The sequence below is a fragment of the Herbaspirillum sp. alder98 genome (genome assembly GCF_020179755.1).
Taxonomy (GTDB): Bacteria; Pseudomonadota; Gammaproteobacteria; order Burkholderiales; family Burkholderiaceae_D; genus Herbaspirillum.
Genome location: NZ_JAIUCY010000002.1, coordinates 423,392 through 449,842 on the forward strand (window position 1 = coordinate 423,392; position 26,451 = coordinate 449,842).

Genomic DNA, 26,451 nt, shown 5'->3' on the forward strand with positions numbered 1-26,451 from the left:
CAAGACCGTGGCGCGCCTGGCCGCGCCACGGTTCATTCCTACAACGAGATTGCCGCGCCATGCCCTATTCCGACGAAGATAAAAAAAGCGCAGTCACGCGGCTGCGCCGTATCAAGGGACAGGCCGAAGCGCTCGAGCGCGCGGTGCTGGAAGGCGTCGACTGCAAGTCGCTGTTGCAGCAGATTGCCGCCCTGCGGGGCGCTGCCAACGGCTTGATGGCCGAAGTGCTCGAAAGCCACCTGCACGAACTCTTTGGTGCGCCCATCGAAGGCCGGCCGCCAACCGCTGCGGTCGATCCGGATGCCGAGATCGATACCTTGATGAAGACCTTGCGTTCTTATCTGAAATGACGCCGCGCCGGCTTACTTCTTCGGGATGGTCTTGAACGGTGCCGATTTGGCCCGCCGTTCGCGTCGCTCACGGGCGCGTCGCTCGGCGGCACACACCTCTGAATAAATCTGCCACTGCTTCAGATGCCGGTAATAGGTCGAGCCGCTGTCGACCCTCCTGACGGCGCCTACTGCATCGACCGGCTCGACCGGCCTTACGGGGTTGCGTGCCATGCCATACCTCCCAGGAACACTTCATCAGCAGTCTAAGTCATCGCTGCGCGGCCCTGCTTGCGCAAATTCACTATCTGCAGAGTCACGCCTACCAGTAACATGATCAGCAGCACGGCCTGCGCGCCGAGCAGCAACGCTGACCCCATGTCGGTGACGAACGGATGTCCATCGGGCACGCGGCGCAAGGTTTCGCTGACGGTGGGCACCATCAGCAAGAATACCGTCAGGCTCAGCAGCACGGTTTCGGCATAGCGGGCCAAGGCATGTCGAGGGCGCAGATAAGCCAGCCCGTAACCGCCCAGCAGGAACAGCAGCGTCGCGATCGCGATGCCGTAGCTTATCGGTTGATGCGCCACCAGGAACACCGTCAGCGCACCAATCAGCATGGACAAAAAATAAGCCGCCCCGGCGCCCGAGCGCGCCACGATCCGGCCATGGCGGGCGATCATGTATATCGCCAGGGGAATGGCGGGCAGACTGCCCATGGTGTGCAGCCAGCCAAGCGGGGAGATACCGAACATGACGTTTCCTTATAAAAATAAAACCTACCTATTAGTATGTAGGTAAGCAGACTAAATAAATGGGCGCTTCGAAAAGCGCCCTGCTTCAACGCACCAGTCGTGCCACCAGCGGATCGACGATCTCGCCGAAGATCTTGCCGTCACGGTAGGCGCGGGCCGACAGCATGGCGCCATGAATCGATGCCAGAAATATCTCTGCCTCGACCTTGGGTGGTGACGACAGCTTCAGGCTCTCGTCACGCGCGCCGCGCTCGAATACCGAGGCCAGCCATGCCGAGAGGCCACGAAAATGCGCCCTCACCTCAAGCGCCACCTCTTCCGGCAGCACCGGAATCTCGGCTGCCAGCAAGGCGCAGACGCAGATCGATGAATGGACGTCGGCGATGCAGGCCTTCCAGTAACCGGTGTAGGCGCGCAATTGCGCCACCGGCTCGGTCACGCTGCGTTCGAGCCCGGCGATGCCGGTTTCTGCATCCTTGCGATAACGCGCCACCAGCGTGCGCACCAGATCGGCCTTGGCCGGAAAATGGTGGTGGATGCTGGCGTTGCGAATGCCGACCACCTTGGCAATGTCGGCATAACTGAAGCCGTTATAGCCCCCCGCGACGATCAGCGATTGTGCGCAGGAAAGAATGAGGTCGGCGGTGCCGCTTGCAGATGTCATGCAAGCATCCTACCTTCTAGTAGGTAGCTCGTCAAGCATGGCGCGCAGTTGCGCCACGATGCGTGGCGCTGCCTGGCCGTCACCATAGGGATTCCCGGCCTGTGCCATGGCCGCATAGTGCGCGGGCTGGTCCAGCAGGCGCAGGGTTTGCGCCACGATATTGCCGACATCGGTCCCGACCAGCCTGACCGCGCCGGCATCGACGCCTTCCGGGCGCTCGGTGGTGTCGCGCATCAGCAGGACCGGCTTGCCCAGCGATGGCGCTTCTTCCTGGATGCCGCCGGAATCGGTGAGGATCAGATGGCAGCGCTGCATCAGATGAATGAATGGAATGTAGTCCAGCGGCGCGATCAGGTGCACGCGCGGGCAGTCGCCGAGAATGCGGCGCACCGGCTCCTGCACGTTGGGATTGAGGTGCACCGGATAGACCACGTCGACATCGTCGCGCCCGGCCAGCTCGCGCAGTGCCAGGCAGATGTTTTCAAAGCCCTGGCCGAAGCTCTCGCGGCGATGGCCGGTGACCAGGATCAGCTTGCGGCCGGCATCGAGAAAGGCGAATTGCGCATCCAGGCGCCGGCTGAGCGCGGGGTCCGCGCCGATCCGCTGCACCATCAGCAGCAATGCATCGACCACCGTATTGCCGGTGACGCAGATGGCGTCCGCCGCGACGCCTTCGGCTAACAGGTTGGCGCGGGCAACTGCGGTGGGGGCGAAGTGCTGGGCCGCGATCACGCCGGTCAGGCGGCGATTGATTTCTTCCGGCCAGGGCGAATAGATATTGCCGGTGCGCAGACCGGCTTCGACATGACCCACCGGAATGCGCTGGTAATACGCCGCCAGGCTGGCGGCGAAGGTGGTCGAAGTGTCGCCGTGCACCAGCACCAGATCGGGCTTGACCTGCGCCAGCACCGGCGCGATGCCGTGCATGATCCTGCTCGTGATGTCGGTCAGGCTCTGACCGGGCTGCATGATGTCGAGGTCATGCTCGGGCACGATATCGAACGCCTGCAGCACCTGGTCGAGCATCTGGCGCTGCTGGCCGGTGACGCAGACACTGGCTTGGATGGTCGCATCGGCCTTCAATTGCCTGACTACGGGCGCCATCTTGATGGCTTCCGGGCGGGTTCCAAAAACACTGAGTACTTTCACAGATTTCCCTGTCGTCGAGTGGCAAAGATGGTCATTGACCACCTTCATCGACTCGAACCGGGCCGGCAAGTTCTATGTGCGTGAGCGGGTTGCCACCCAGCACAGCAGCGCGCCGCCGCAGACCATCGCCGCGCCTTGCCAGAATGCGGCGGTCAGCGGCGCCTCCAGCAGCAGCGCCGACAGCGCCGCCGATATCACCGGAATGAAATAGGATGCGCCCGCCAGTACCGTGACATTGCCTTGCAGGATGCCGACGTTCCACGCCGCATAACCCAGGCCCATGGCGGCCGCGGCCAGCACCAGATAGACCAGTGCCGGCCAGGTCACGACGATCGAACCCGGCCCGTCACCGGCGACCAGCACCTTGACCCATAACGCCAGCGCGACCAGCAGGAAGAACAGCGTGACGCCGTTCTTGCCGTTGGCCAGGCGTGCGGTCACGGTGCAGTAGGCAGCCCAGATCAAGGCGCCGGCAAAGGCCAATCCATAACTAAAAGGGTTCTGACGCAGGTTGGCGAGCATGCCGGGCAGATCGATCCCCTGCTCGCCGCCCAGGACCCAGCAGATTCCCAGCATCGACAGGATGAAACCGGGGATCACCAGCGCATTCGACTTCTGCTGGTTGAACAGGATCGCCGCCACCAGCGTGAAGGTCGGCCACAGGTAGTTGACCATGCCCACCTCGATCGCCTGGCGGGCGTTGCTGGCGTAGCCGATGGACAGCGAAAGGCACAGCTCGTAGACCACGAACAGCACGCTGCCCCAGAACAGGTAGGCCCGCGGAAACGCGCGCAACCGGGGAAAACCCAGCGTCGCCAGCAACAGCACCGACGCCAGCGAATAAATCAGGGCCGCGCCGGTCACTGCCCCCCAATGATCGGCTACCGCGCGAATCAGGCCGACGATGAAACTCCATAGCAATACTGCCGTCAGGCCAATCAAGGTGGCCTGGCTTCTACTTCTCATGATCACTCTGCTTTCCTGCCCATCCGGCAATGCTGAAGCTTTACAACACCGGCTTGGCGGCCCTGTCCTTGTTGCGCTTGTCGGCCACGTACGAATGACCATTTTCACCCTTGACGATCTCGAACAGCCCAGTCGCCGCAAACAGCGCCGGGAAGTTCTTCACGCCATAGTTGCGGGGATCGATGGGGGCCTGGCGCTTGGCGGCGCTGCCGGCGGCAGACATCTGCGCCCAGCCGTCTTCGTGGGCGGCCGCCTCGACTGCACCGCGCAATAGCGTCACCAGGGTGGCGTCCTGCGCCAGCGACTTGCCGGCCGGCGCCTTGGTGGCGGTTTTTTCGACCGGCTTTTCGGTCACCGCTTCGGCCGCACGGGCCTTGGCGCCACGCGTGGCACGTCCCTTTGGCTTGACCGGCTCGAGCGCATCGGCCAGTGGCGCCTGGGCGTCGCCCAGGTTGTCCAGGTAAAGGAAGGTGGTACAGGCGTTGACGAAGGGCTTCGGCGTCTTGCGCTCGCCGAAGCCATAGACGTCATGCCCATTGGCCTTGAGCTGCATCACCAGCGGCGTGAAATCGGCGTCGCTGGAGGCCAGGCAGAAGGCGTCGGGCTTCTGGGTGTAGAGCAGTTCCATGGCGTCGATCACCAGCGCGATGTCGGTGGCGTTCTTGCCGCTGGAATAACTGAATTGCTGCACCGGGCGGATCGCGAATTCGTGCAGCTTGTCCTTCCACCCCTTGAGACTGGTGCTGCCCCAGTCGCCGTAGGCGCGGCGGATGTTGGCGCTGCCGTAGCGCGAAAGCTCGCCCAGCATGGCGGCGATCTTGGTGTGCGAGACATTGTCGGCGTCGATCAGCAAGGCGATACGGCGATCCTGGATGCTGCGGCTGCGCGCGTCATGGTCCATGTGCGGTCTTTCTGTTAGTCGAAAACGAGATCGGACCGGCGTTACACCGGTCCGTTCCGACTATGCTACCGCATCTGCGCGCTGCCTTCTCAGGCAAACGCGAGGATCACGCCATTGGCCTGGTCCGGCGTCACCACCAGCTTGTCGCCATGGCGCTTCACGCCAGCCACGGCATTGGCCGCCAGTACTTGCTCGGCCACATTGACCGACTCGACCTTGATGGTCAGCCCGACGGCGCGCTCGATGCCCTGCGGCACCTGGCTGGCGTCGATGCCGTAGTGCGCCGCCACGCCGTCGCGCGTGAGATACCAGATCGCCACCGGACCTGCCTGGAACCGCACGCCCTGCGGGTGACGGCTGATCTCGCCGCGGCCGAAGGCTTGCGCCAGGATGCCTGCTGCGGCGTCCGGATCGAGTGCCAGGTAGACATATTCGGCCAGCCCCTGGGCGCCATTCGGATGGCTTTGCCATTCACGCCGCCATACCAGCTCCGGCGTGCCATGCTCACAGAAGAAGACGCGACCATTGGGAATGCGGTCGGCGGCGATGCGCAGCGTGCGAAAGCGGGCATCGCCCAGGTTCACGCCATCGATCTCGACCGGACGGTGAAACGCCTGCGGCGCTTCGCCTTCCAACGGCACATCGCGCTCACGCAGTTGTTGCCAGGTCTGGTCGGCGTCGGTGGTCTTGAATACCAGCCCTGCCAACCCGGCCGGATGGCCCCAGCGCAGGCTGGCGTTGCGCGGCTCGACGCCCAGCAGTTCGAGATAGTCGTCGCCGAAGATGGCCAGGTGGTTGCTGGTGCCCTTCGAATGGTGGCCGCGCGCGGTGAGCGTAAAGCCCAGCCGGGCATATTGTTCGGCGGCCTGGTCGAGCTGGTCCTCGACGTGGATTACCACGTGGTCGACGCGTTCTGTCATTGTGTGTCTCCTTGAAAAGTACGTTCAGGCCGACTGGCCGGCAAGCGCATGATGCCAGTCACGCCCCGGCACTGCCGACAGCAGCGCCTGGGTATAGGGGTGGCTCGGGCGGGCAAACAGCTCGGCGCTGCTCGCCTGCTCGACCACACGACCGTCTTTCATGACGGCGATGCGGTCGCACACCTGGGCCGCCACCCGCAGGTCATGCGTGATGAACAGGATCGACAGGCCCAGTTGTTCGCGCAGGCGTGCCAGCAACTGCAACACCTGCGCCTGCACCGAGACGTCCAGCGCCGACACCGGCTCGTCGGCCAGCAATATCTGCGGCTGCAACGCCAGCGCGCGCGCCAGCCCGATGCGCTGGCGCTGGCCACCGGAAAACTCGTGCGCGTAGCGATGCAGCGAATTGGGATCGAGCCCGACCAGTTCGAACAGCTCGCGCACCTGCGCCCGCACCTGGCTGCGCGGCACGCCCTGCTCCAGCGGCCCTTGCGCGACGATATCACCTACCGTGTGACGCGGGTTGAGCGAACCGTAGGGGTCCTGGAACACCATCTGGATGGTGCGCGCCCGCTGGCGTCGCTGAGCGCGCCCGGCCGCCAATGGCTGGCCATTGACCAGCAGGCTGCCGCTATCGGGCGCGATCAGTCCCAGCACCAGGCGCGCCAGGGTCGACTTGCCCGAGCCGCTTTCGCCGACCACGCCCAGCGTGGCGCCGGCCGGCAGCACCAGGCTGACGTCGGCCACCGCATGCGTGGTGCGACCGTTGCGAGTGAACCAGCCGCGCGGACGATAGGTCTTGGACAGTCCGTTGATCTCAAGCGCTGCCGGCGCATCGGCCCGCTGCGGGCGCGCCGGCGGCGGCACCATCGACGGCACGGCGGCGATCAGGCTTTGGGTATAGGGATGACGCGGCGCCTGCAGCACGTCGGCGGCGCTGCCGCTTTCGACCAGCTTGCCGCGCTGCATCACCACCACCCGATCGGCAATCTCGGCCACCACGCCGAAGTCGTGGGTGATGAACAGCACCGCCGTGCCGCGCCGCCGCTGCAGGTCATGAATCAATTGCAGGATCTGTGCTTGAGTGGTGACGTCCAGCGCCGTGGTCGGTTCATCGGCGATCAGCAAGGCCGGCTCCAGCGCCAGCGCCATGGCGATCATGACCCGTTGCCGCTGCCCGCCCGACAGCTCGTGCGGATAGGCGCGCAAGGTGCGCTGGGCGTCGGGAATCTGTACCGACACCAGCAGGTCGAGCACCCTGGCGTCGATCTCGGCGCGCCTGAGCCGGGTATGCACCTGGAACACCTCGGCCAACTGGCGACCGATGGTGTGCAGCGGGTTCAAGGCGCTCATCGGTTCCTGGAAGATCATGCCGATGCGGCGCCCGCGCAGGCTGCGCAAGGCCTGCGGTGACAGCGAGAAGATATCTTCGCCGCCCTCCCACAAGGCCTGGCCGCCGCTGCGGTGGACGCCATCCGGCAGCAGGCCCAGCAACGAAGTGGCGGTCAGCGACTTGCCCGAGCCGCTCTCGCCGACCACGCACAGCACTTCGCCAGCGTGCAGGTCGAACGATACATCGTCCAGCGCCAGCGCCCGGTCGGCGCCGCGTGGCAAGGCAATCGAGACGTTGCGCAACGACAGCAAGGGGGCCGGGTGATCGGCGATGGTGGTGTCGATGGCGTTCATGAGCGGTGCAACCTTGGATTGAGGGCGTCGTTGAGGCCCTGGCCGACCAGGGAAATGCCCAGCACCGTCACCAGGATGGCCACCCCGGGAATGGCCGAGACATACCACTGGACCCGGATCACGCCACGGCCGGCGCCGATCAGGTTGCCCCACGATGGCACGTTGGGGTCGGACAGGTTGAGAAAGGCCAGCGCGCTCTCGAGCAGGATCGCCACGGCCATGATGACGCTGGCATAGACGATCACCGGCGGCAACGCATTGGGCAGGATTTCGCGGAAGATCAGCTTGAAGTCGCCCACGCCCAGGCTGCGCGCGGCCTGCACGAACTCGCGCTGGCGCAGCGTCAGGAACTCGGAACGGGTCAGGCGCGCCACCGGCGGCCATGACACCAGGCCGATCGACAGCACCACGGTCTGGATCTCGGAGCCGAATACCGCCACCAGCACCAGCAGCAACAGGAAGTTGGGCAGGATCTGGAAGGCTTCGGTGACGCGCATGAGCACGTCGTCCAGCCAGCCGCCGTAGAAACCGGCCAGCGCGCCGATCACCAGCCCGATGAAGGCGGCGATGGCGGTCGCCACCAGGCCGATGGCCAGCGACACCCGCGCGCCATGCAGGATCTGGGCGGCGATGTCGCGCCCCACCTGGTCGGTGCCGAACAGGAAGCGGGCATTGTCGCCCGGCCACTGGAGCGGACGCCCGGCCAGCGACAGCGGATTGCGCGGAAAGGCGAAGTCGGCGCCGAGGGCGCCCAGAATCACCAGCAGCAGTAGCGCCAATCCGACCACGGCGGCCGGGTTGCGCAGATAGCGTTTGAACAGGTTCATGGAAAACTCAGGAGGAGCGGCACATCAATGCGTGCCGGCAATGCGCGGGTCGAGTCGGGCATACAGCAGGTCGACCAGGAAATTGATGGCAATCACCAGCAGCGCCGAGACGAATACGATGCCCAGCAAGGTATTCAAATCGCGCTGCACCACCGCTTCATAGGCCAGCCGACCCAGTCCGGGCAACGAGAACACGGTCTCCACCACCACCGAGCCACCCAGCATGGTGCCGGCCTGCAGGCCGATCAGCGTAACCATCGGCAGCAAGGCGTTGCGCAGCATGTGGCGCGCCACCACGGCAGTCTCGCCGACGCCCTTGGCGCGCGCGGTGCGCACGAAATCCTGGGTCGAGACTTCCAGCATCGAGGCCCGCATGATGCGCAGGTAGATCGCCAGGAAGATCAGCGACAGCGTAATGGTCGGCAACGTCAGGTGCCAGGCGATGTCAGCCACCCGGGCCAGCCCGTGCAGCGCCACGTCGATCGACTCGAAACCGCCCGAGGGCAGCCAGTTGAGCCAGACCGCAAACACGAAGATACCCATCAGGCCGAACCAGAACGATGGCGTGGCATAGAACACCAGGCCCAGGGTCGAGATCAGGTTGTCGGGCCAGCGATTGACCCGGCGCGCCGCCAGCACGCCCAGCGCCATGCCGAACGCGAAGGCGATTGCCAGCGAGGAACCCATCAGCAGCAGCGTGGCAGGCAGGCGTTCGGCAATCACCAGCGCCACCGGCTTGCCATAGATCGCCGAATGACCGAGGTCGAGGTGGATCAGGCGCCACAGGTAGTCGCCCAGGCGCACCGAGACCGAGTCATTGAGCTGATAGTACTGGCGCAGGTTGGCGATCATGGTGGCGTCGGCCCCGCCCATCTGCGCCACCAGCGCGTCGACGGTGTCGCCGGGCGCCAGCTGCAGCAGCAGGAACAGGCCGGCCAGGATGATCAGCAAGGCCGGCAAGGCCGCCAGCAGGCGGCGTCCGGCCAGGGCGAGAAAACGCATGCCCTGCCCCCTTAGGCGTTGATCCAGGTGTCGTGCCAGCTGCTCGATGGCCAGCGCGCATTGTTATGGCTGTTGTGCACGTTGCGGCTGACGACCGAATAGAACTCGCGCTCGGTGGCCATCCAGATCGGCAACTCGTCGTTGACCGTCTTGACCCACTCGCCGTACAGCGCGCGACGCTTGTTGGCGTCGATCTCGGTGGCGGCGTCGTCGATCAGCTTGTCGACCTTGTCCGACTTCCAGCCGTACTGGTTGGTCCACGGCGCGCCGGCCGGGCTGCCCGAGCGGTACCAGACGGTGGTCGAGACCGCCGGATCGCCGCGATACTGGTGCCAGCCGGTGGCGATGTCGAAGGTGTTGTCCTTGTAGACCGCATTGAGGGCGCCGGCGATATCGTACTGGACGATCTCGACCTTGATGCCCACCTGTTCCAGCGATTGCTGGATGAAGGTGGCCAGCAGCGGCACGTCTTCGCCGTTCTGGATCGGCACCAGCTTCAGGCTGAAACGCACGCCGCCACGGCCTCGCTTGTAGCCGGCTTCGTCCAGCAGCGATTCGGCGCGCTTGGTGTCGAATGGATACGGCGGCTTGCTGCCCTTGGGGAAGAACGACGAAGTCGACGGGATCGGTCCCGACGCCGGCTTGCCCAGGCCGTACAGGAAGTTCTGGATGAAGAAGTCGATATCGATCGCATGCACGATGGCGCGGCGCACGCGCACATCGGCCAGTTCCTTGCGGCGGAAGTTGAATTCGACGGTGTTATTGAAGACGTTGGCTTCGAGCCCCTTGCTGCGCACGTCGAACTTGGGGTTCTTGCGCAGGCGATCGAGGTCGGCCAGCGACAACTGCGAATACGCGCTCAACTGGATCTGCCCGGTTTCGATGGCGGCGGTGGCGGCCGACTTGTCGGTGATGATGCGCCACACCACGCGATCCAGGTACGGCAGGCCTTTACGCCAGTAGTTGGGATTGCGCTCGGCGATGATGTACTGGCCGCGCTGGTATTCGACGAACCTGTAGGGACCGGTGCCGATCGGCGCCGTATTGGCCGGATTCTCCAGCACGTTCTTGCCTTCGAACACATGTCGCGGCACCACGTAGCCGAGGTCGGCCAGCGCGCGCAGCAACAGATCGAGCGGCATCGGGCGCTCGTAGCGGAACACCACCGTATGCGCATCCGGCGTGTCGACCGCGTGCAGGTACAACTGCAGCGCGGTGGCGAAGTTGAGCTGCTTCTTCCACAGTTCGAGCGCGTTGTACTGCACGTCGGACGAAGTGAACGGCTTTCCATCGTGCCACTTCACGCCTTCGCGCAACTTGAAGGTGATCGTCTTGCCGTCGGCCGAGGTAGTCCACGAGGTGGCCAGTTGCGGCACTGGACGGCCATCGGCGTCGAGGTCGACCAGCGATTCGATGATCTTGCTGGTGACGATATAGACCCCGGTCGAGGCCCGCAGTGACGGGTTCAGGATGCGCTGCTCGGAACCCAGGTGCACATTGAGCACCCCGCCGCGACGCGGCTCGGTCTGCGAGTAGACGATGCCTGGCCAGGCCGATGCGACCAGGAGGGCTCCAGATGACAACAAGAACTGCCGGCGATTTGCGCTCATTATTTTCCCGAAATAGTAGTTAGAACTCATTTAATCAATAGACGTGAGTTCTGCAAAACAGAGCGGAGATTACGGGCGGCGTGCTGCTTTGCGGAACGACCGATTTCGCATTAACAAATTCGGTTTGCGGCGCATCGACGGCAACGCCCGCCCAGAGCGCATGTGAGACAGACACTGTCGCGCGTGAAGCTCGGCGTTATTCGGTTTCCAACTTAGAAACCAATTTTTAATTCGTTTGGTTTGCTAAGAGCGGGATTTAAAGTCTCCTCATCGATGCCGTCTATAGCCACCAAAACCGCTGACGGCGCACCCACGCCAAATCAACAGGAGCCACCCACATGTCATCGGCAAACGCGGCCGCCGCGCCCGCATCCACCACCGCCCCCTCCGGCAACATCGAACTGCCTGAAGCCTTGCAGGCGATCCGCGACCAGGCCGCTGCCGCCGGCCTGCCCTTTGCCGGCACGGTCAATCCGCAGACCGCCTGGGAGTTGTTCTCTACCGGTCAGGTCCTGTTAGTCGATGTGCGCACTGCCGAAGAGCGCAAGTTCGTGGGGCAAGTGCCCGATACCCTGCACGTGGCCTGGGCCACCGGCACCGCGATGTCGCGCAACCCGCGCTTTGTGCGTGAGCTGGAAAGCCGTATCGGCGGCAAGCAGGTGCCGGCGCTGTTGCTGTGCCGCAGCGGCAAGCGCTCGGCCGCCGCCGCCGAAGCCGCGACCAAGGCCGGCCTGACCTGTATTTTCAATATCAGCGAAGGCTTCGAGGGCGAGATCGACGCTCACGGGCAGCGCGGCCACGGTGATGGCTGGCGCTTCCACGGTTTGCCCTGGGTCCAGGACTGAACCCGACCTCGCGTCTTCATCACATCAGAGGAATGCATGGCCAGTTTCGATATCTATCAGATCGTGCAGTCGCTGCAGGAGGTGCGCCTGGGCTGGCGTGCCGCGCAGCGCCGCAATAGCGACGCCGGGGCGCGCGAATTTCCGTCGCGCGAGGCCTTGTCGGTCATCGTCGAGCAACTCAAGGGGGTCTTGTTTCCGATGCGCCTGGGGCCGCCGGACCTGCGCCAGGAAAGCGAGAACTTCCACGTCGCTTATTCCCTCGACGCCGCCCTGCACGGCCTGCTCAAGCAGGTGCAGCTCGAACTGCGCTACAGCGCCGGGCTGCAGGACCAGGCCGACAGCGCCGCCGAGGCCGAGCAGCAGGCGCTGCATGTCACGCGCGCCTTCGCCGCCTCGCTGCCCGATATCCGGGCCCTGCTCGACAGCGACGTGCTGGCCGCCTTCCAGGGCGACCCCGCCGCGCGCAGCGTGGACGAAGTGCTGCTCTGCTATCCGGGCGTACTGGCGATGATCCATTACCGCCTGGCGCATCGCCTGTATCACCTGGGCCTGCCGCTGCTGGCGCGCATCATCTCGGAGCTGGCGCACAGCACCACCGGCATCGACATCCATCCGGGGGCGCGTATCGGCGCGGCCTTCTTCATCGACCATGGCACCGGCGTGGTGATCGGCGAGACCGCCGTCATCGGCGAACGGGTACGCATCTACCAGGCTGTCACGCTGGGCGCGAAACGTTTTCCGACCGACGCCGAGGGCAACCTGCAAAAGGGATGGCCGCGCCATCCGGTAGTGCAGGACGATGTGGTGATCTATGCCGGCGCCACCATCCTGGGCCGCATCACGGTGGGCCAGGGTGCGGTGATCGGCGGCAATGTCTGGTTGACCCAGGATGTGCCGCCCGGGGCGCATATCTCGCAGGCCGCTTCGCGCGAAGAGGAGCGTGGTATCGGCGCGCTGCCTCCTACGGCCGCGGCAGCCTGAAAGAAGGCACCCATGACACAGACGGCACAGACGGCAAAAAAGGAAACGCTCGAACCGCTGGCGGCCGGCGACATCGCTGCCAGCCCGCTGGTGCAGAACTTCGGCATCGGGGTGCGCCAGCTGCGACGGGCGCGCGGCTGGTCGCAAGAGCAACTGGCCGAGAATTCCAACCTGAATCGATCCTATATCGGCGAGATCGAGCGCGGCACCGCCATCGCATCGCTGGTGACGGTAGAAAAACTGGCGACCGCGCTGACCTTGACCCCATCGGCCCTGATCACCCGTGGCGAGAGCATCCACCAGCAGAACCTGGTGCGCGGGCTAGAGTTGATGGCTATAGCATGTTGAGCACACCCGGCCCAGCCGCGACACTCTGGGCGTCGCTTCCATAGCGCAAATCCTTCCCCCCAATCTTCTACTACATGGAGTCACGATGTCGGCAACAGTCGGTGGTACCGTCGCACTTGGCGATAATGCAGCACGGCAATTAGCCAATGCGACCAAGACCGCTCCCCAACTCGAAACCATCAGCCCGCGCTGGCTGACGCACCTGCTGCAATGGGTGCCGGTGGAAGCGGGTATCTATCGCTTGAACAAGGTCAAGAACCCGGAGTCGATCAAGGTCACCTGCACCGCTCGCGAAGAAGAAAACCAGCTGCCGCGCACTTTCGTGGACTATGAAGAGCAGCCGCGCGAATTCTTCCTCAATGCGGTCTCGACCGTGCTGGACGTGCATACCCGGATCTCGGACCTGTACAGCAGCCCGCACGACCAGATCAAGGAGCAGTTGCGCCTGACCATCGAGACCATCAAGGAAAACCAGGAAAGCGAACTGATCAATAACCCGGACTACGGCCTGCTGGCGCAGGTGACCGACGAACAGCGGATCTTCCCGCTGACGGGCGCACCGACCCCGGACGACCTGGACGAGCTGCTGACCAAGGTGTGGAAGGAACCGGCCTTCTTCCTGACCCACCCGCTGGCGATTGCCGCCTTCGGTCGCGAAGCCACCCGTCGTGGCACGCCGCCGCCCACGGTCAGCCTGTTCGGTTCGCAATTCATCACCTGGCGCGGCATTCCGCTGATCCCGTCCGACAAGGTGCCGGTGGCCGACGGCAAGAGCAAGATCCTGCTGCTGCGCGTGGGCGACAAGCGCCAGGGCGTGGTCGGGCTGTTCCAGCCGGGCCTGCCGGGCGAACAGAGCCCGGGGCTGTCGGTGCGCTTCATGGGCATCAACAACCATGCGATCTCGTCGTACCTGATCTCGCTCTATTGCTCGCTGGCGGTGCTGACCACGGATGCGCTGGCGGTGCTGGACGATGTCGAGATCAACAAGTACCACGACTATCCCGACACCTATAAATAATAGGCAACCGTGAGCACATCCCCTCTCCCTCCCCCGCAAGAAGTGGTACCGCCGTTTGATCCGGCACTGCTGGCGCGGCTGGCCACGGAGCTGTTCGCCGCGCCGCCTTCGCTGCCGCACGGCTTCCAGCCGCCGGCCAATGTGGCGCCCCCGGCGTCGCCCCTGGCCAGTCCGGTCGGACTCGGCCAGGGCGTGCCCGGCACCGCCATCCCGCAAGGATTGGCGCCGGGCGTGAACCTGATCCCGTCGTCGCCGCACCAGGTGCTGACATTGGGCAACCGCGCGCCGGCACTGGCGCCGGCGGCCCAGGCCGGCAACGGCGTGCCGGACAAGGCGCTGTCGGCGCTGCCAGCCTATGAGCCGCGTCTGGGCGGCGCTGTGCTGGGCGTGCCGCAAGCGCTCGGCAGTGATGCCTTGCCCGGCCCCGCCGGCAACGGCGTCGCCGATGGCGGTTATTACTTCCTCAATGGCAGTCACGGTCATCCGCAAGCGCCAGCGTCGGCCCCCGCCGTGTCGGCGCCGGCAGCGGTGCCAGTGGCGGTGCCGGCACCATCGGCGGCGTCGACTTCGGCGGCTTCATCGCCGCAGTACTACTTCGTGCATTCCGTGCAGCATCCGAACGGCTATGTGACCCCGGCCAAGGCCGCTCCGCATCCGGTGTCGGCGCCCGGTGGCGGCCAGCAGCCGGCTGGCTTTGACGTGCATGCCGTGCGACGTGATTTCCCGATCCTGCAGGAACGCGTCAATGGCCGGCAGCTGGTGTGGCTCGACAATGCCGCCACCACCCACAAGCCGCAGGCGGTGATCGACCGGCTGTCGGAATTCTATCGGCGCGAGAACTCCAACATCCATCGCGCGGCCCACGAACTGGCAGCGCGCGCCACCGATGCCTATGAAGGCGCGCGCGAACGGGTGCGCAGCTTCATCAACGCGACGGACGTGAATGAAGTCATCTTCGTGCGCGGCACCACCGAGGCCATCAACCTGGTGGCCAAGAGCTGGGGCGGCAAGCACGTGGGCGCAGGCGACGAAATCATCGTCTCGCACCTGGAACACCATGCCAACATCGTGCCGTGGCAGCAACTGGCGGCAGAAAAAGGCGCGCGCCTGCGGGTGATTCCGGTGGATGACAGCGGCCAGATACTGCTGGATGAATACGTGAAGTTGCTCAACGAGCGGACCAGGATCGTGGCGGTAACCCAGGTATCGAACGCGCTGGGCACGGTCACCCCGATCCGCCAGATCGTCGACCTGGCCCATGCCGCAGGCGTGCCGGTGCTGGTCGACGGCGCGCAATCGGTGTCGCACATGCGTACCGACGTGCAGGCGCTGGGCGCCGACTTCTTCGTGTTCTCGGGCCACAAGGTATTCGGCCCGACCGGCATTGGCGCCCTGTGGGGCCGGCGCGCGCTGCTCGAAGACATGCCGCCCTGGCAAGGCGGCGGCAACATGATTGCCGACGTCACCTTCGAGAAGACCGTGTACCAGCCCTTGCCCAACACCTTCGAAGCCGGCACCGGCAATATTGCCGATGCGGTCGGACTGGGGGCGGCCATCGACTACGTCAATCGTATCGGCATCGACAACATCGCCGCCTACGAGCATGCGCTGGTCGACTATGGCATGCGCGAACTGGGCGCGATTGCCGGCGTGCGCCTGATCGGCACCGCCGTCAACAAGGCCAGCGTGATGTCGTTCGTGCTGGACGGCTACAGCACTGAGGAAGTCGGCCGCGCGCTGAACCAGGAAGGCATCGCCGTGCGTACCGGCCATCACTGCGCGCAACCGATCCTGCGCCGCTTCGGCGTCGAGACCACGGTGCGCCCGTCGCTGGCGTTCTATAACACTTTCGATGAGATCGACAGCCTGACCACGGTGATTCGTCGCCTGGCAGGACAACGACGCTGATGGTGCTGTTGAGGTAAGCCTGAAGCGGTCCCGGCGTATGCCCGGACCGCTTTTTTTCGTCCGTGCTAACCCAGATCAAGTTTCGTGCATTGCAGGCATTTACCGGCGCCAGGCACCAGCGCATAGTGGGCAGGCAAGGATTTCACCCTCCCATCTCGCGCAAAGGAGTGCATATGACGCAAATAATGAAGGCCGCCGTGGTGCGCCAGTTCGGCCAGCCATTGAGCATCGAAGAAGTGCCGGTACCGACCCCGGGTCCGGGCCAGATCCTGGTCAAGTACGAAGCCACCGGCGTATGCCACACCGATCTGCATGCGGCCCACGGCGACTGGCCGGTCAAGCCAGCGCCGCCGTTCATTCCCGGCCATGAGGGCGTCGGCTTCGTCGCGGCCCTGGGCGCCGGCGTGACCCACGTGAAGGAAGGCGACCGCGTCGGCGTGCCCTGGCTGCACACCGCCTGTGGTTGCTGCACGCCTTGCCGCACCGGTTGGGAAACCCTGTGCGGCGACCAGAAAAATACCGGCTATTCGATCAACGGCACCTTCGCCCAGTATGGCCTGGCCGATCCGGCCTTCGTTGGACGCCTGCCCGATACGCTGGAGTTCGGCCCGGCCGCGCCGATCCTGTGCGCCGGCGTCACGGTCTACAAGGGCCTCAAGGAAACCGAGGTCCGCCCCGGCGAATGGGTCGTCATCTCGGGCATCGGCGGCCTGGGCCACATGGCGGTGCAATACGCCAAGGCGATGGGCATGCATGTGGTGGCGGCCGACATCCACGAAGACAAGCTGGCACTGGCGCGCCAACTGGGCGCTGACCTGGTGATCGATGCCCGCGACCAGAAGGCGGTGGCCGAGGTGCAGCGCATCATCGGTGGCGCCCATGGCGCGCTGGTGACGGCAGTCTCGCCCAAGGCGATGCAACAGGCGTTCGGTTTCCTGCGCCCGCGCGGCACCATGGCGCTGGTCGGGCTGCCTCCGGGCGACATCAGCCTGCCGGTCTTCGAAACGGTGCTCAAGCGCATCACGGTGCGCGGCTCCATCGTGGGCACCCGGCAAGACCTCGAAGAGTCGCTGATGTTCGCCGCCGAAGGCCGTGTGGCGGCGCACTTCAGCTGGGACAAGATCGAGAACATCAATGCCATCTTCGCCCGCATGGAAGAAGGCAAGATCGATGGCCGTATCGTGCTCGACCTGAACTGAGATCGATACCCTGACGCAACGATCACTTCCCCGTCGATACCTGGGTGTCGGCGGGGTTTTACTTTGGAGAACACAGCATGAAAGATAAACCTGGCGGAGAACGCCACACCCATCAGGAATGGAGCGAGAGCCTGGAACAACTGGATCTGGAGATCGTGCGCCTGGCCACGATCTGCCAGGTGCGCATACTGGAGCCGGGCGTGCTCGGGCGCGTGCTCGACAACGATGCCCGCGATTGCGGCAATGACAGCGCGCACGCCTTCGAATCGCTACGGGGGCTGCTGTACCTGCATTTCCAGGTGCAGCAGGAACTGGCCGAAGCCTTCGGCCAGGCCGACACCGCCCGCATCGTGCACCGGGTGTGGGAACACCTCAAACCACGCATCGGCGACCAGTTGGGTGACTGGCCGCCGGCCCGCTGACCCTTACCAGTAACCCAGCAGCTTCCACCATGCGCCGCCGATGACGACAAACACCAGCAGCTCGGCGACGCACATGATGAAGCCCACGCGCCACCATTGCCCCATGCTCACGTAGCCGCTGCCGAAGATGATGGGCGACGTGCCGGTGGCGTAGTGGGTCAGCGTCATCATGATGGCCGAGCCGGCCGTCATCATCAGCATGAACGGCATCAGGTACGCGCCCGGGATCAACTGCGCGCCCACCGTCAGGAACGCCAGCAACATGGCGCTGACATGGGCGGTGGTGCTGGCGAAGAAGTAATGCGACAGCACGAACACCAGCAGCAACACGGTGCCGGCCGCCATCCAGTCCATGCCGCTGGCCACGATCGCAGCCTTCATGCCGCCCGAGAACCAGGCGATCACGCCGGTCTTGTTCAACTGCTCGGCCAGCATCACCAATGCGCCGAACCAGACCAGCGTATCCCAGGCGCTCTTTTCGGAGAGCACGTCGTCCCAGTCGATGGTGCCGGTGATGATCAGCACGAACAGGCCGACGAAGGCCACCACCGTCGGGTCGAGCGTAAAGGCCGGGCCCAGCAGCATGGCCGGCACATTGGCCCATAACAGCAGCAGCAAGGCGAAGGTGCCCAGCATGACCTTCTCGCTGCTGCCCAGCGGCCCCATGCGCGCCAGCTCGCCACGCGCGAAGTCGATGGCGTTGGGGGTGGTCTTGAGTTCGGGCGGCGCCAGCAGGTAGATTGCCAGCGGCATCAGCGCCAGGCACACCAGCCCGGGCAGCAGCATGCACAGGGCCCAGGTGGTCCAGCTCAGTTGCAGCGCGTGGCCGGTGGCCTTGGCCACGTAGTTGACCACCAGCGGATTGGGCGCGGTGGCGGTGAGGAACATGGCCGAGGTGATCGGATTGGCATGGTAGTTCACCAGCGCCAGGTAAGTGCCGACCCGGCCTTGCGTGCCTTTGGCCGGATCCGACTCGAAGGCATTGGCGATCGACTTCATGATGGGATGGACGATGCCGCCGCCGCGCGCCGTATTGCTGGGCGTAAACGGCGCCAGCACCAACTCGCAGATGGTCAGGCCGTAGCCGATGCCGATGGTGCGCCGGCCCAGCAAGGCGATGAACATCAGCCCCACGCGCTGGCCCAGCCCGGTCTTCTTGAGCCCGCGCGAAATCAGGATGGCCACCACGATGAGCCAGATCAGCGGATTCGAAAAGCTGCTGAGCGCGTCGGTGATGGCGCCCTTGGACGAGTCGGAAGTCACCTGCGACAGCGATACGATGACAATGGCCATCATGGCCATCACGCCGATCGGCATGACCTTGAGGATGATGGCCACGATGGTGGTCAGGAAGATCGCCACCAGGCTCCAGGCATGAGGCTGGAGCCCGCTGGGCGTGGGACTGGCCAGCAGCAGCAACAATACTGCCGTGGTGATGAGCGCCGGCACCAGCCGGAACGGCACGGCATCGTTGAAGTACAGGAACATCGCTTTGAGTTTGGCTAACATCGCTTCTTCCGTGGGCATGACAGTGGGATGCTGTCAGTGTAGCCAGCCGGGATCGGCCCCGGGGCAAAGACTGGGGCAAGCTTGATCTGTGACAGGCGCCGATGATTTATCCGTCCGTCGGCGCTTGAAAGTCGCCGGCACGACGGACAGTGATAGCGCCACCTGCGCACTGCATCATTGCCCTGCCGCCCGCTTGCCGCCACAATACGCAAAAATTACCTATCAGAGCCCATGACCGACCCCACCCGCCCCACCCCGCTCGCCGCCGATGACGGCGCCACCGCCGTCATCACCCATCGCATCCGGCCCGGCATGGACGGGCCGTACCAGGCCTGGCTCAACGATATCGCCGCGGCCAGCCGGGTCGCCGAAGGCGTGCTGGACTGGCAGGTGGTGCGCCCCATCGCCGGCCTGACCGACGCCTATACGGTAATCTTGCGGTTCAGCAGCCACGCCCGGCTGCAGCACTGGATGGATTCGCCTGAGCGGGCGGCGCATATCGAACGGGCCAGGCCTTTCCTGGCGGCCGACGACGAATTCTTCATCCGCAGCGGCCTCGACTTCTGGTTCGTGCCGCAAGGCGCCAAGGCCAAGCTGCCGGTGCGCTGGAAGCAGTTCCTGGTGACCTGGTCGGCCATTTTCCCGCTGTCGCTGCTGTCGTCGCAACTGGCCCTGCCGCTGCTGCACGATATCGGCTTGCCGCGTGAGCGCCTGCTCGACACGCTGCTGGGCTCGGGCCTGGTGGTGGCGTTGATGGTGTATCTGGTGATGCCGCGCTACACCCGCCTGGTGCAGCGCTGGTTGTTCGATCACGGCACGCCGTGACCGCATAGGCAGCGGATCTGTAGCTACTTGCGCGCCGCCACCGGAAACCGCACCATCACCACCAGCCCCTGTGGCTGGCCCTGCTCATCGAGGCCATCGGATAACCTGATCTCGCCGCGATGGGCAGAGGCGATGTCGCGCACGATGGACATGCCCAGCCCGGCCCCGTGGGGGTTGGCCAACTGCGCCGAAGGTGCGCGATAGAACGGTGCAAACACGCGTTCGCGGTCCTGGTCGGGAATGCCGGGGCCGCTGTCGGCCACTTCCACCACCGCATGCAGATCGTCGCCGATCAACTGGCCGAATACGCGCAGGGCGATCCTGCCACCGGCCGGCGTGTAGCGAATCGCGTTATCGAGCAGATTGACCACCAGTTCATGCAGCAGCAACGGGCTGCCGTCGATCAGCACGTCCTCGTTGGCCTCGAATGACAGGTCGATCCGCTTGGCCACCGCGTTCTGCGCCAGCTCCAGGGCCACCTGGCGCGCCGCGTCGGCCAACGCCACCGGCCTCATGCCGCCTTCGGCGGCGCCATGTTCTGCCCGCGCCAGCGTCAACAGACGATTGGCCAGGTGCACGGTCGAATCGGTGGTGCCGGCGATGCTGTGGACCAGCTCGCGCAGCGAACGCGGATCGCTCGGGCTGCGGTCGAATTCGCGCAGCGCCAGCTCGGCCTGCGTCTTCAATACCGTCAGGGGCGTGCGCAACTGGTGCGACGCATCGGCGATGAAGCGACGCTGGCCGGTAATCAGGGTCTGCAAGCGCTCCATGTAGCCGTTCATGGCCAGCACCAGGGGCCGCATTTCCTTGTGCACGCGGTCGGGATCGAAATCGGACAGGTCGGTCGGCGCGCGCGACTCGACGTCGCTGCGCAGTTGCATCAGGGGCCGCAGCGCAAACCGCACCGCAAACCACACCAGCAGCGCCGCCACCACCACCAGCACGCCCTGGCGCCAGACGGTATCGAACAGGATCTTGCGCGTCATGCCGCGCCGCGCGTCCATGGTCTCGCCGACCTGGATCAGCGCAATGCCGCGCATGCTGTCGTCATATAACGGCTGGTAGAGCGCGGCGATGCGCACCGGCTGGCCGTGATATTCGGCCTGGTAGAAGCGCACCAGCGCCGGATAGGCTTCGGAGCGCTTGACGTTGGCCGGCAACGGCGGCAAGTCGTCATAGCCCGAGATGAAATCACCGTTGGGCGCAGTGACCTTGTAGTAGATACGCCCCAGCGTATCGGTCTCGAAGCTGTCCAGCGCTACATAGGGCACATCGGCCACCACCTGGCCATTGACCACCGAGACCCGCTCGGCCAGGGCCCGGGTCGACGCCAGTAGTGAACGATCGTAGGCGATGTCAGCCACCTCAAGTGCGTTGTGGTACACCGAGACCGCATCCAGCGCCACCAGAATCACCAGCGGGATGAGCAGCCAGCGCATCAGCTGGCCGCGCAAGCTGCCGAGCCGGACGATGGCGAATTGACGCAGCATCAGACTGCCTGCAGCAGATAACCGAGGCCGCGCAAGGTGGTGATCGACACCCGCCCCTGCTCGACCGCCTCGAGCTTCTTGCGCACCCGATGGATGTAGATCTCGATGGCATCGACGTTGGCGTTGTCGTCCAGGGAAAAGACCTCCTGGAACAGTTTTTCCTTCGGCACGGTGCGCCCGGCGCGGGTGATCAATGCTTCGAGCACGGCATGTTCGCGCGGCGTCAGCGCCAGCATCGCGCCGCCATAGGTGAACATGCGCGAGACGGTATCGAAATGGAGCGCGCCGCAAGTGATGGTGACGGCTTCGTTGCCCTGCGCGCGCCGCAGCAGGGCCTTGACCCGCGCTTCGAGCTCGACCAGCTCGAACGGCTTGGCGAGGTAGTCGTCGGCGCCCAGGTTGAGGCCCTGCACGCGATCGTTGAGACCTCCACGCGCGGTCAGGATCAGCACCGGCGTGCGGCTGCCGCGACCACGCAGGCGCTTGAGCACATCGAGCCCATCCATCTTGGGCAAGGTCAGGTCGAGAATCACGAGCGCATACTCCTGCGTGAGCAGCAGGCTGTCGGCATCGGCGCCATTGTTGGCGCACTCGACGCTCAGATGGGCGTCCTGCAGGGCCTTGGACAGCCAGCGGGACAGCTCGACGTGGTCTTCCACCAATAGAATACGCATGGTCACCATGAAAAAAATGAAAGCAATGCCTGCGAGACAACCGGGAGTCAATCGATGACGCAATTGGACCGCAACAGCCAGGCGCGGGCAGCAATAGCTGCGGATGCTAACAGAACCGGCAGCGTTGCAATAGCTGCCCAGGTGCCCGCGCGACAACACTTTCAGCGCACTGAAAGCCTAATGAAAGATTGGGCGGGTAGCATCCGCTCACAACATCAAATCAATAAAAAACAATTACTGGAGACACAACATGATTTCGCTTCGCCGTTACCGTTCCCTATCGCCCAACGTTTTACATCGCACCTGAACACCGCCATGGTTCCGTCCGTGCGGCGTTCGCTGCTGGCTTGCGTGCTGGCGTTTTGCGCTTTTTCTGCGCAGGCGATGGAATGCATCGTCCCCGCCAAGCCGGGCGGCGGCATGGATGGCGCCTGCAAGGTGATGCGCAAGAGCTTGCCGACCGTCGCAGATACCCCCGCGGCGAACGTGAAGATCAGCTATCTCCCCGGCGGTATCGGCGCGGTGGCCTGGAGCTCGGTGGTGTCGCAGCGACGTGGCGGCCCCGATACGCTGGTGACGTTTTCCGGCGGCTCCCTGCTCAACCTGGCGCAGGGCAAATATGGCAAGGCGGCGGTGTCGGATGTGCGCTGGCTGGCCGGTATCGGGGTCGACTACGGCATGATCGCCGTGCGCAGCGATGCGCCCTATCGCAACCTGAGTGAACTGACCCAGGCCATGCGGCGCGACCCCGGCAAGATCACCATCGGCGTCAGCGGCACCGTCGGCAGCCAGGACTGGCTCAAGGTGGCGATGATTGCAAGGCGCGCCAATGTCGATCCCCGCGACCTGCGCTTCGTCGCGCTGGAAGGCGGCGGCGAGTCGTTTACGGCCTTGCAGGCCGGCCATGTGCAGATGATCTCGGGCGATGCCTCCGAAGCCACCCAATATGCCAGCAACGGCCAGTTCCGCGTGCTGGCGGTGCTGGCCGACCAGCGCCTGCCGGGTGCGCTGGCCGGGGTGCCGACGGCGCGCGAGCAAGGTTTTGACGTGGTGTGGCCGATCATCCGTGGCTTCTACATGAGCGCGCACGTGAGCGAGGCCGACTACCAGCGCTGGGTGACGCTGTTCGACCAGACCATGGCCAGTGACGAATTCAAGCGCCAGCGCGCAGCCAGCGGCTTATACCCGTTCGCCATGACCGGCGCCGCCTTGACCGACTACATCCACAACGTGGTCGAGCAGTATCGCAAGCAGTCGCAGGACCTGGGTCTGGTCAGATGACCGCACCCTTCGTTTCAATAATCAATAACTCAGGAGACTTCACATGTTCGCAAAACGCCGCATCACACTTGCCCTGGCCATGAGCCTGCCCCTGGCAGCCTGGTCCTTAGGCGCATCGGCGCAGGCGCCGGCCGGCTATCCCGCCGATTACGCGAAAGTGGTCGAAGCGGCCAAGAAGGAAGGCAAGGTGGTGGTCTACAGCACCACCGACTCCAAGGCCGCCGAAGCGCTGATCAAGGATTTCAGCGCGCTCTACCCGGCCGTCAAGGTCGAGTACAACGACATGAATTCGACCGAGGTCTACAACCGCTTCATCTCCGAAGCCGCCGCCGGTGGCGCCACGGCCGACGTGATGTGGTCGTCGTCGATGGACTTGCAGATGAAGCTGGCCTCGGAAGGCTACGCGCTGGCCTACAAGTCGCCCGAAGCCGCAGCCGTGCCGGGCTGGGCCAACTGGAAGGATAGCGCCTACGGCACCACCTTCGAGCCGACCGCCATCGTCTACAACAAGCGCCTGGTGCCGGAAGCCGAAGTGCCCACCACCCACGCAGAATTCACCAAGCTGCTGACCACCAAGGCCGACAAGTACAAGAACAAGGTCACCACCTACGACATCGAGAAGTCCGGCGTCGGTTTCAGCCTGATCACCCATGATTTGAAGCTCAATCCGCAATTCTGGGACTTTGCCCGCGCCCTGGGCGGCGTGGCGGTGCGGGTGCAATCCTCCACCGGCACCATGCTCGAACGCATCTCGTCGGGTGAAAACCTGATCGGCTACAACATCCTGGGGCCGTACGCACTGACCCGCGCCAAGAAGGACCCGTCGATCGGCATCGCCTTCACCAAGGATTACAACCTGGTACTGTCGCGCGTGATCTTCGTCAACAAGTCGGCCAAGAACGTCAATGCGGGCAAGCTGTGGCTGGACTACATCCTGTCCAAGCGCGGCCAGACCATCATCGCCAACGATGCGCAACTGTTCGCCATCCGTGCCGATGTCACCGGCGCCACCACCTCGGCTGATCTGAACAAGCAACTGGGCGCGGCATTGAAGCCGATGCCGGTCGACACCGGGTTGCTGGAGTATCTGGACCAGACCAAGCGACTGGCTTTCTTGAAGCAATGGAAAGAAGCCGCCGGCAAGAAGTAATGCACCAAGGCTGTTGTCGTAGACGATCCGGCTGACCGGCCGGATCGAACTTTCAACCTGTTTTTTCTTCCCGTCGGGAAGTCGCCCGCGCGACCTCCCTGGCCGCAGGCTTGTCCGGAATCGACGCGATCGGTGCCGGCGCGGCCAGCGCACACCGTCGTATTTTTGAATGGTAGATCATGCAAACACTTTCATCCCCTGCGCGCAGCGAGGTCCGTTCCAGAGGCCTGCTGGCGCGCCTGAACTGGCCACGCGGCGTGGTCGTCCTGCTGGCGACGCTGGTCATCTTCGTCCCCTTGCTGCTGATTTTCTACCAGAGCTTCCTGTCGGCGCCGTTCTTTGCGCCGGTCAAGACGCTGACGCTGGATTCGTATCGTTTCATCTTCGACGATAGCGATTTCCGGCATGCCTTCGTCAACGGTTTCTACCTCGCCGCCGGACTGGTGGTGATTGCGGTCCCCCTGGGCGGCATGCTGGCCTTCCTGATGGTGCGCACCGACCTGCCCGGGCGCGGCTGGATCGCGCCCATGCTGCTGGTGCCGATCTTCGTCTCGCCCATGGTGATCGGCTTCGGCTACGTCGTCTCGATGGGGCCGGTCGGGTTCTATACCGTCTGGGTGCGCAACCTGTTGTCGGTGTTCGGCTTCGAGGGCGATCCCTGGAATATCTATGCCTTCCCGGTGATCGTCATCATCGCCGGCCTGACCCACGTGCCGCACGTGTACCTGTACGCCTCGGCCGCCCTCAAGAGCCTGGGTTCGGACGTCGAAGAAGCCGCGCGGGTGGCCGGTGCCTCGCCCCTGCAGGTGGCGCTGAACGTGTCGCTGCCGATGATCATGCCAGCGCTGGCCTATTCCGGCGTGCTGGTGTTCTTCCTCGGCTTCGAAGTGTTCGGTCTGGTGCTGGTGCTGGGCGACCCCGAAGGTCACCTGGTGCCTGCCACCTATCTCTACAAGCTGACCAACAAGCTGGGCACGCCCTCGTATCACCTGATGGCTGCCGTGGCGGTGTGCCTGGTGGGCATCACCATGCCACTGGTGATGCTGCAGCGCTGGTTGCTGAAGTCGGCCAACAAGTACGTCTCGATCAAGGGCAAGGGCGCGCGCCAGAAAGCGCTGCCGCTGGGCAAGTGGCGCTGGATCGCCTTTTCGCTGATTGCTGCCTGGCTGTTGTTTACCCTGGTCATTCCACTGTCGGGCATCGCGCTGCGCACCTTCGTGTCGCACTGGGGCGATGGCGTCAGCCTGCTGGAGGTGATGACGCTGCAGAACTTCCGTGACGTCTGGAATCAGCCCTCGCTGGTGCGCGGCATCATCAATACGGTCATGATCGGCGTCATCGGCGGCGCGTTGGCGGTGGTGTGCTACAGCGCCATCGCACTGGCGATGCACCGCAAGAACGACGGCATCACCCGCTTCCTCGACTACAGCGTGCTAGTGCCGCGGGCGGTGCCGGGCTTGCTGGCGGGCCTGTCGTTCCTGTGGGTGTTCCTGTTCGTGCCATCCCTGCTGGAGGGTTTCCTGAAGGGCTTCGACAACGACGTGGCGCGCTGGCTGGTCGACAGTTTCATCCCGCAGTTGCGTTCGCTGCGCTCGACCATCTTCTCGGTCTGGTTGGCGTATTCGGTGGTGTGGCTGGCTTACGGCCTGCGCCTGATCACCACCGCCCTGCTGCAGGTGGGCCCGGAACTGGAAGAAGCCGCCCGTGCGGTCGGCGCCCGCCGCGGCCAGGTCACGCGCGACGTCACGTTGCCACTGGTGAAGTATGGCTTGCTGGGCGCCTGGCTGATGGTGTTCCTGATTTTCGAGCGCGAATACTCGACCGGCGTGTACCTGCTGTCTCCCGGCACCGAAGTGATCGGCTCGATGATCGTCTCGATGTGGGCCGCCGGCGCCGTCGAACTGGTTGCAGCGCTGTCGTTCATCAATATCACCCTGGTGGCCATCGGCCTGGGCATCGCCCTGCGCTTCGGCATCAAGCTCCACGATTAAT

At 64.5% G+C, this 26,451-nt stretch carries 26 protein-coding genes; 12 read left to right on the forward strand and 14 right to left on the reverse strand.

What is annotated here, in order from left to right:
- Nucleotides 1–59 precede the first annotated feature (59 nt).
- Nucleotides 60–350, forward strand: a complete 291-nt coding sequence (locus LBW87_RS06640) for a metal/formaldehyde-sensitive transcriptional repressor (protein WP_225200653.1) — start codon at nucleotides 60–62, stop codon at nucleotides 348–350.
- A 12-nt stretch (nucleotides 351–362) separates the two neighbouring features.
- On the opposite strand, the gene LBW87_RS06645 is transcribed toward LBW87_RS06640, so the two are convergent.
- The 11 genes from LBW87_RS06645 to LBW87_RS06695 form a co-directional block, all read right to left on the reverse strand.
- Nucleotides 363–563: a hypothetical protein gene (locus LBW87_RS06645; protein WP_225200654.1), complete on the reverse strand. Its 201-nt coding sequence runs from the start codon at nucleotides 561–563 to the stop codon at nucleotides 363–365.
- 32 nt (nucleotides 564–595) lie between these two features.
- Nucleotides 596–1,084: a hypothetical protein gene (locus LBW87_RS06650; protein WP_225200655.1), complete on the reverse strand. Its 489-nt coding sequence runs from the start codon at nucleotides 1,082–1,084 to the stop codon at nucleotides 596–598.
- A gap of 85 nt (nucleotides 1,085–1,169) precedes the next feature.
- Complete coding sequence (locus LBW87_RS06655; RefSeq protein ID WP_225200656.1) at nucleotides 1,170–1,748, reverse strand: TetR/AcrR family transcriptional regulator; 579 nt, start codon at nucleotides 1,746–1,748, stop codon at nucleotides 1,170–1,172.
- A 9-nt stretch (nucleotides 1,749–1,757) separates the two neighbouring features.
- Nucleotides 1,758–2,945 carry a non-hydrolyzing UDP-N-acetylglucosamine 2-epimerase gene (gene wecB, locus LBW87_RS06660; protein ID WP_225200882.1) on the reverse strand — a complete coding sequence of 396 codons (1,188 nt, stop codon included), beginning with the start codon at nucleotides 2,943–2,945 and terminating at the stop codon, nucleotides 1,758–1,760.
- A 24-nt stretch (nucleotides 2,946–2,969) separates the two neighbouring features.
- The gene (gene yddG / locus LBW87_RS06665) at nucleotides 2,970–3,863 is read right to left on the reverse strand and encodes an aromatic amino acid DMT transporter YddG (protein ID WP_225200657.1); all 894 of its coding nucleotides are present in this window, start codon (nucleotides 3,861–3,863) and stop codon (nucleotides 2,970–2,972) included.
- Nucleotides 3,864–3,903: 40 nt separating this feature from the next.
- Nucleotides 3,904–4,764 carry an NYN domain-containing protein gene (locus tag LBW87_RS06670; protein ID WP_225200658.1) on the reverse strand — a complete coding sequence of 287 codons (861 nt, stop codon included), beginning with the start codon at nucleotides 4,762–4,764 and terminating at the stop codon, nucleotides 3,904–3,906.
- Between the two features lie 89 nt (nucleotides 4,765–4,853).
- Nucleotides 4,854–5,684 (reverse strand): VOC family protein, encoded by an 831-nt coding sequence (locus tag LBW87_RS06675; protein WP_225200659.1) that lies wholly within the window; start codon nucleotides 5,682–5,684, stop codon nucleotides 4,854–4,856.
- A 24-nt stretch (nucleotides 5,685–5,708) separates the two neighbouring features.
- Nucleotides 5,709–7,370, reverse strand: coding sequence for an ABC transporter ATP-binding protein (locus LBW87_RS06680; protein WP_225200660.1), 1,662 nt, complete (start codon nucleotides 7,368–7,370; stop codon nucleotides 5,709–5,711).
- Complete coding sequence (locus tag LBW87_RS06685; RefSeq protein WP_225200661.1) at nucleotides 7,367–8,197, reverse strand: ABC transporter permease; 831 nt, start codon at nucleotides 8,195–8,197, stop codon at nucleotides 7,367–7,369. The genes LBW87_RS06680 and LBW87_RS06685 overlap by 4 nt, the downstream gene beginning before the upstream one ends.
- A 24-nt stretch (nucleotides 8,198–8,221) precedes the next feature.
- A complete protein-coding gene (locus LBW87_RS06690) occupies nucleotides 8,222–9,199 on the reverse strand; it encodes an ABC transporter permease (RefSeq protein ID WP_225200662.1) in 978 nt (325 codons plus the stop codon).
- Between the two features lie 11 nt (nucleotides 9,200–9,210).
- Nucleotides 9,211–10,809, reverse strand: a complete 1,599-nt coding sequence (locus LBW87_RS06695; protein ID WP_225200663.1) for an ABC transporter substrate-binding protein — start codon at nucleotides 10,807–10,809, stop codon at nucleotides 9,211–9,213.
- 338 nt (nucleotides 10,810–11,147) lie between these two features.
- On the opposite strand from LBW87_RS06695, the gene LBW87_RS06700 reads away from it, so the two are divergent.
- From LBW87_RS06700 to LBW87_RS06730, 7 genes are all read left to right on the forward strand, one after another.
- Nucleotides 11,148–11,654 (forward strand): rhodanese-like domain-containing protein, encoded by a 507-nt coding sequence (locus LBW87_RS06700; protein WP_225200664.1) that lies wholly within the window; start codon nucleotides 11,148–11,150, stop codon nucleotides 11,652–11,654.
- A 36-nt stretch (nucleotides 11,655–11,690) separates the two neighbouring features.
- Nucleotides 11,691–12,635: a serine O-acetyltransferase EpsC gene (epsC, locus tag LBW87_RS06705; protein ID WP_225200665.1), complete on the forward strand. Its 945-nt coding sequence runs from the start codon at nucleotides 11,691–11,693 to the stop codon at nucleotides 12,633–12,635.
- Between the two features lie 12 nt (nucleotides 12,636–12,647).
- A complete protein-coding gene (locus LBW87_RS06710; RefSeq protein WP_225200666.1) occupies nucleotides 12,648–12,983 on the forward strand; it encodes a helix-turn-helix domain-containing protein in 336 nt (111 codons plus the stop codon).
- Between the two features lie 85 nt (nucleotides 12,984–13,068).
- Nucleotides 13,069–14,001, forward strand: a complete 933-nt coding sequence (locus LBW87_RS06715; RefSeq protein ID WP_225200667.1) for a family 2A encapsulin nanocompartment shell protein — start codon at nucleotides 13,069–13,071, stop codon at nucleotides 13,999–14,001.
- 9 nt (nucleotides 14,002–14,010) lie between these two features.
- A complete protein-coding gene (locus LBW87_RS06720; protein WP_225200668.1) occupies nucleotides 14,011–15,909 on the forward strand; it encodes a family 2A encapsulin nanocompartment cargo protein cysteine desulfurase in 1,899 nt (632 codons plus the stop codon).
- Between the two features lie 173 nt (nucleotides 15,910–16,082).
- Nucleotides 16,083–17,108: an alcohol dehydrogenase AdhP gene (adhP, locus tag LBW87_RS06725; RefSeq protein ID WP_225200669.1), complete on the forward strand. Its 1,026-nt coding sequence runs from the start codon at nucleotides 16,083–16,085 to the stop codon at nucleotides 17,106–17,108.
- Nucleotides 17,109–17,185: 77 nt separating this feature from the next.
- A complete protein-coding gene (locus tag LBW87_RS06730) occupies nucleotides 17,186–17,530 on the forward strand; it encodes a hypothetical protein (RefSeq protein ID WP_225200670.1) in 345 nt (114 codons plus the stop codon).
- Between the two features lie 3 nt (nucleotides 17,531–17,533).
- Here LBW87_RS06730 and LBW87_RS06735 read toward each other — a convergent pair whose 3' ends face one another.
- Nucleotides 17,534–19,039, reverse strand: a complete 1,506-nt coding sequence (locus LBW87_RS06735; RefSeq protein WP_225200671.1) for a DASS family sodium-coupled anion symporter — start codon at nucleotides 19,037–19,039, stop codon at nucleotides 17,534–17,536.
- A gap of 231 nt (nucleotides 19,040–19,270) precedes the next feature.
- Between LBW87_RS06735 and LBW87_RS06740 the strand changes: the two genes are divergently transcribed.
- Complete coding sequence (locus LBW87_RS06740; protein WP_225200672.1) at nucleotides 19,271–19,864, forward strand: antibiotic biosynthesis monooxygenase; 594 nt, start codon at nucleotides 19,271–19,273, stop codon at nucleotides 19,862–19,864.
- A 23-nt stretch (nucleotides 19,865–19,887) separates the two neighbouring features.
- Here LBW87_RS06740 and LBW87_RS06745 read toward each other — a convergent pair whose 3' ends face one another.
- Nucleotides 19,888–21,354, reverse strand: coding sequence for a sensor histidine kinase (locus LBW87_RS06745; RefSeq protein WP_225200673.1), 1,467 nt, complete (start codon nucleotides 21,352–21,354; stop codon nucleotides 19,888–19,890).
- Complete coding sequence (locus LBW87_RS06750; protein ID WP_225200674.1) at nucleotides 21,354–22,028, reverse strand: response regulator; 675 nt, start codon at nucleotides 22,026–22,028, stop codon at nucleotides 21,354–21,356. Before LBW87_RS06750 ends, LBW87_RS06745 begins: the two co-directional genes overlap by 1 nt.
- 315 nt (nucleotides 22,029–22,343) lie before the next feature.
- Here LBW87_RS06750 and LBW87_RS06755 point away from each other — a divergent pair, with 315 nt between their 5' ends.
- The 3 genes from LBW87_RS06755 to LBW87_RS06765 all read left to right on the forward strand — a co-directional run bounded on the left by LBW87_RS06755 (nucleotide 22,344) and on the right by LBW87_RS06765 (nucleotide 26,450).
- Complete coding sequence (locus tag LBW87_RS06755) at nucleotides 22,344–23,309, forward strand: Bug family tripartite tricarboxylate transporter substrate binding protein (protein ID WP_225200675.1); 966 nt, start codon at nucleotides 22,344–22,346, stop codon at nucleotides 23,307–23,309.
- A gap of 43 nt (nucleotides 23,310–23,352) precedes the next feature.
- On the forward strand, nucleotides 23,353–24,459 hold the full coding sequence (locus LBW87_RS06760; protein WP_225200676.1) for an ABC transporter substrate-binding protein: 1,107 nt from the start codon (nucleotides 23,353–23,355) through the stop codon (nucleotides 24,457–24,459).
- Nucleotides 24,460–24,638: 179 nt separating this feature from the next.
- A complete protein-coding gene (locus tag LBW87_RS06765; protein ID WP_225200677.1) occupies nucleotides 24,639–26,450 on the forward strand; it encodes an ABC transporter permease in 1,812 nt (603 codons plus the stop codon).
- The last annotated feature ends 1 nt before the right edge of the window (nucleotide 26,451 follow it).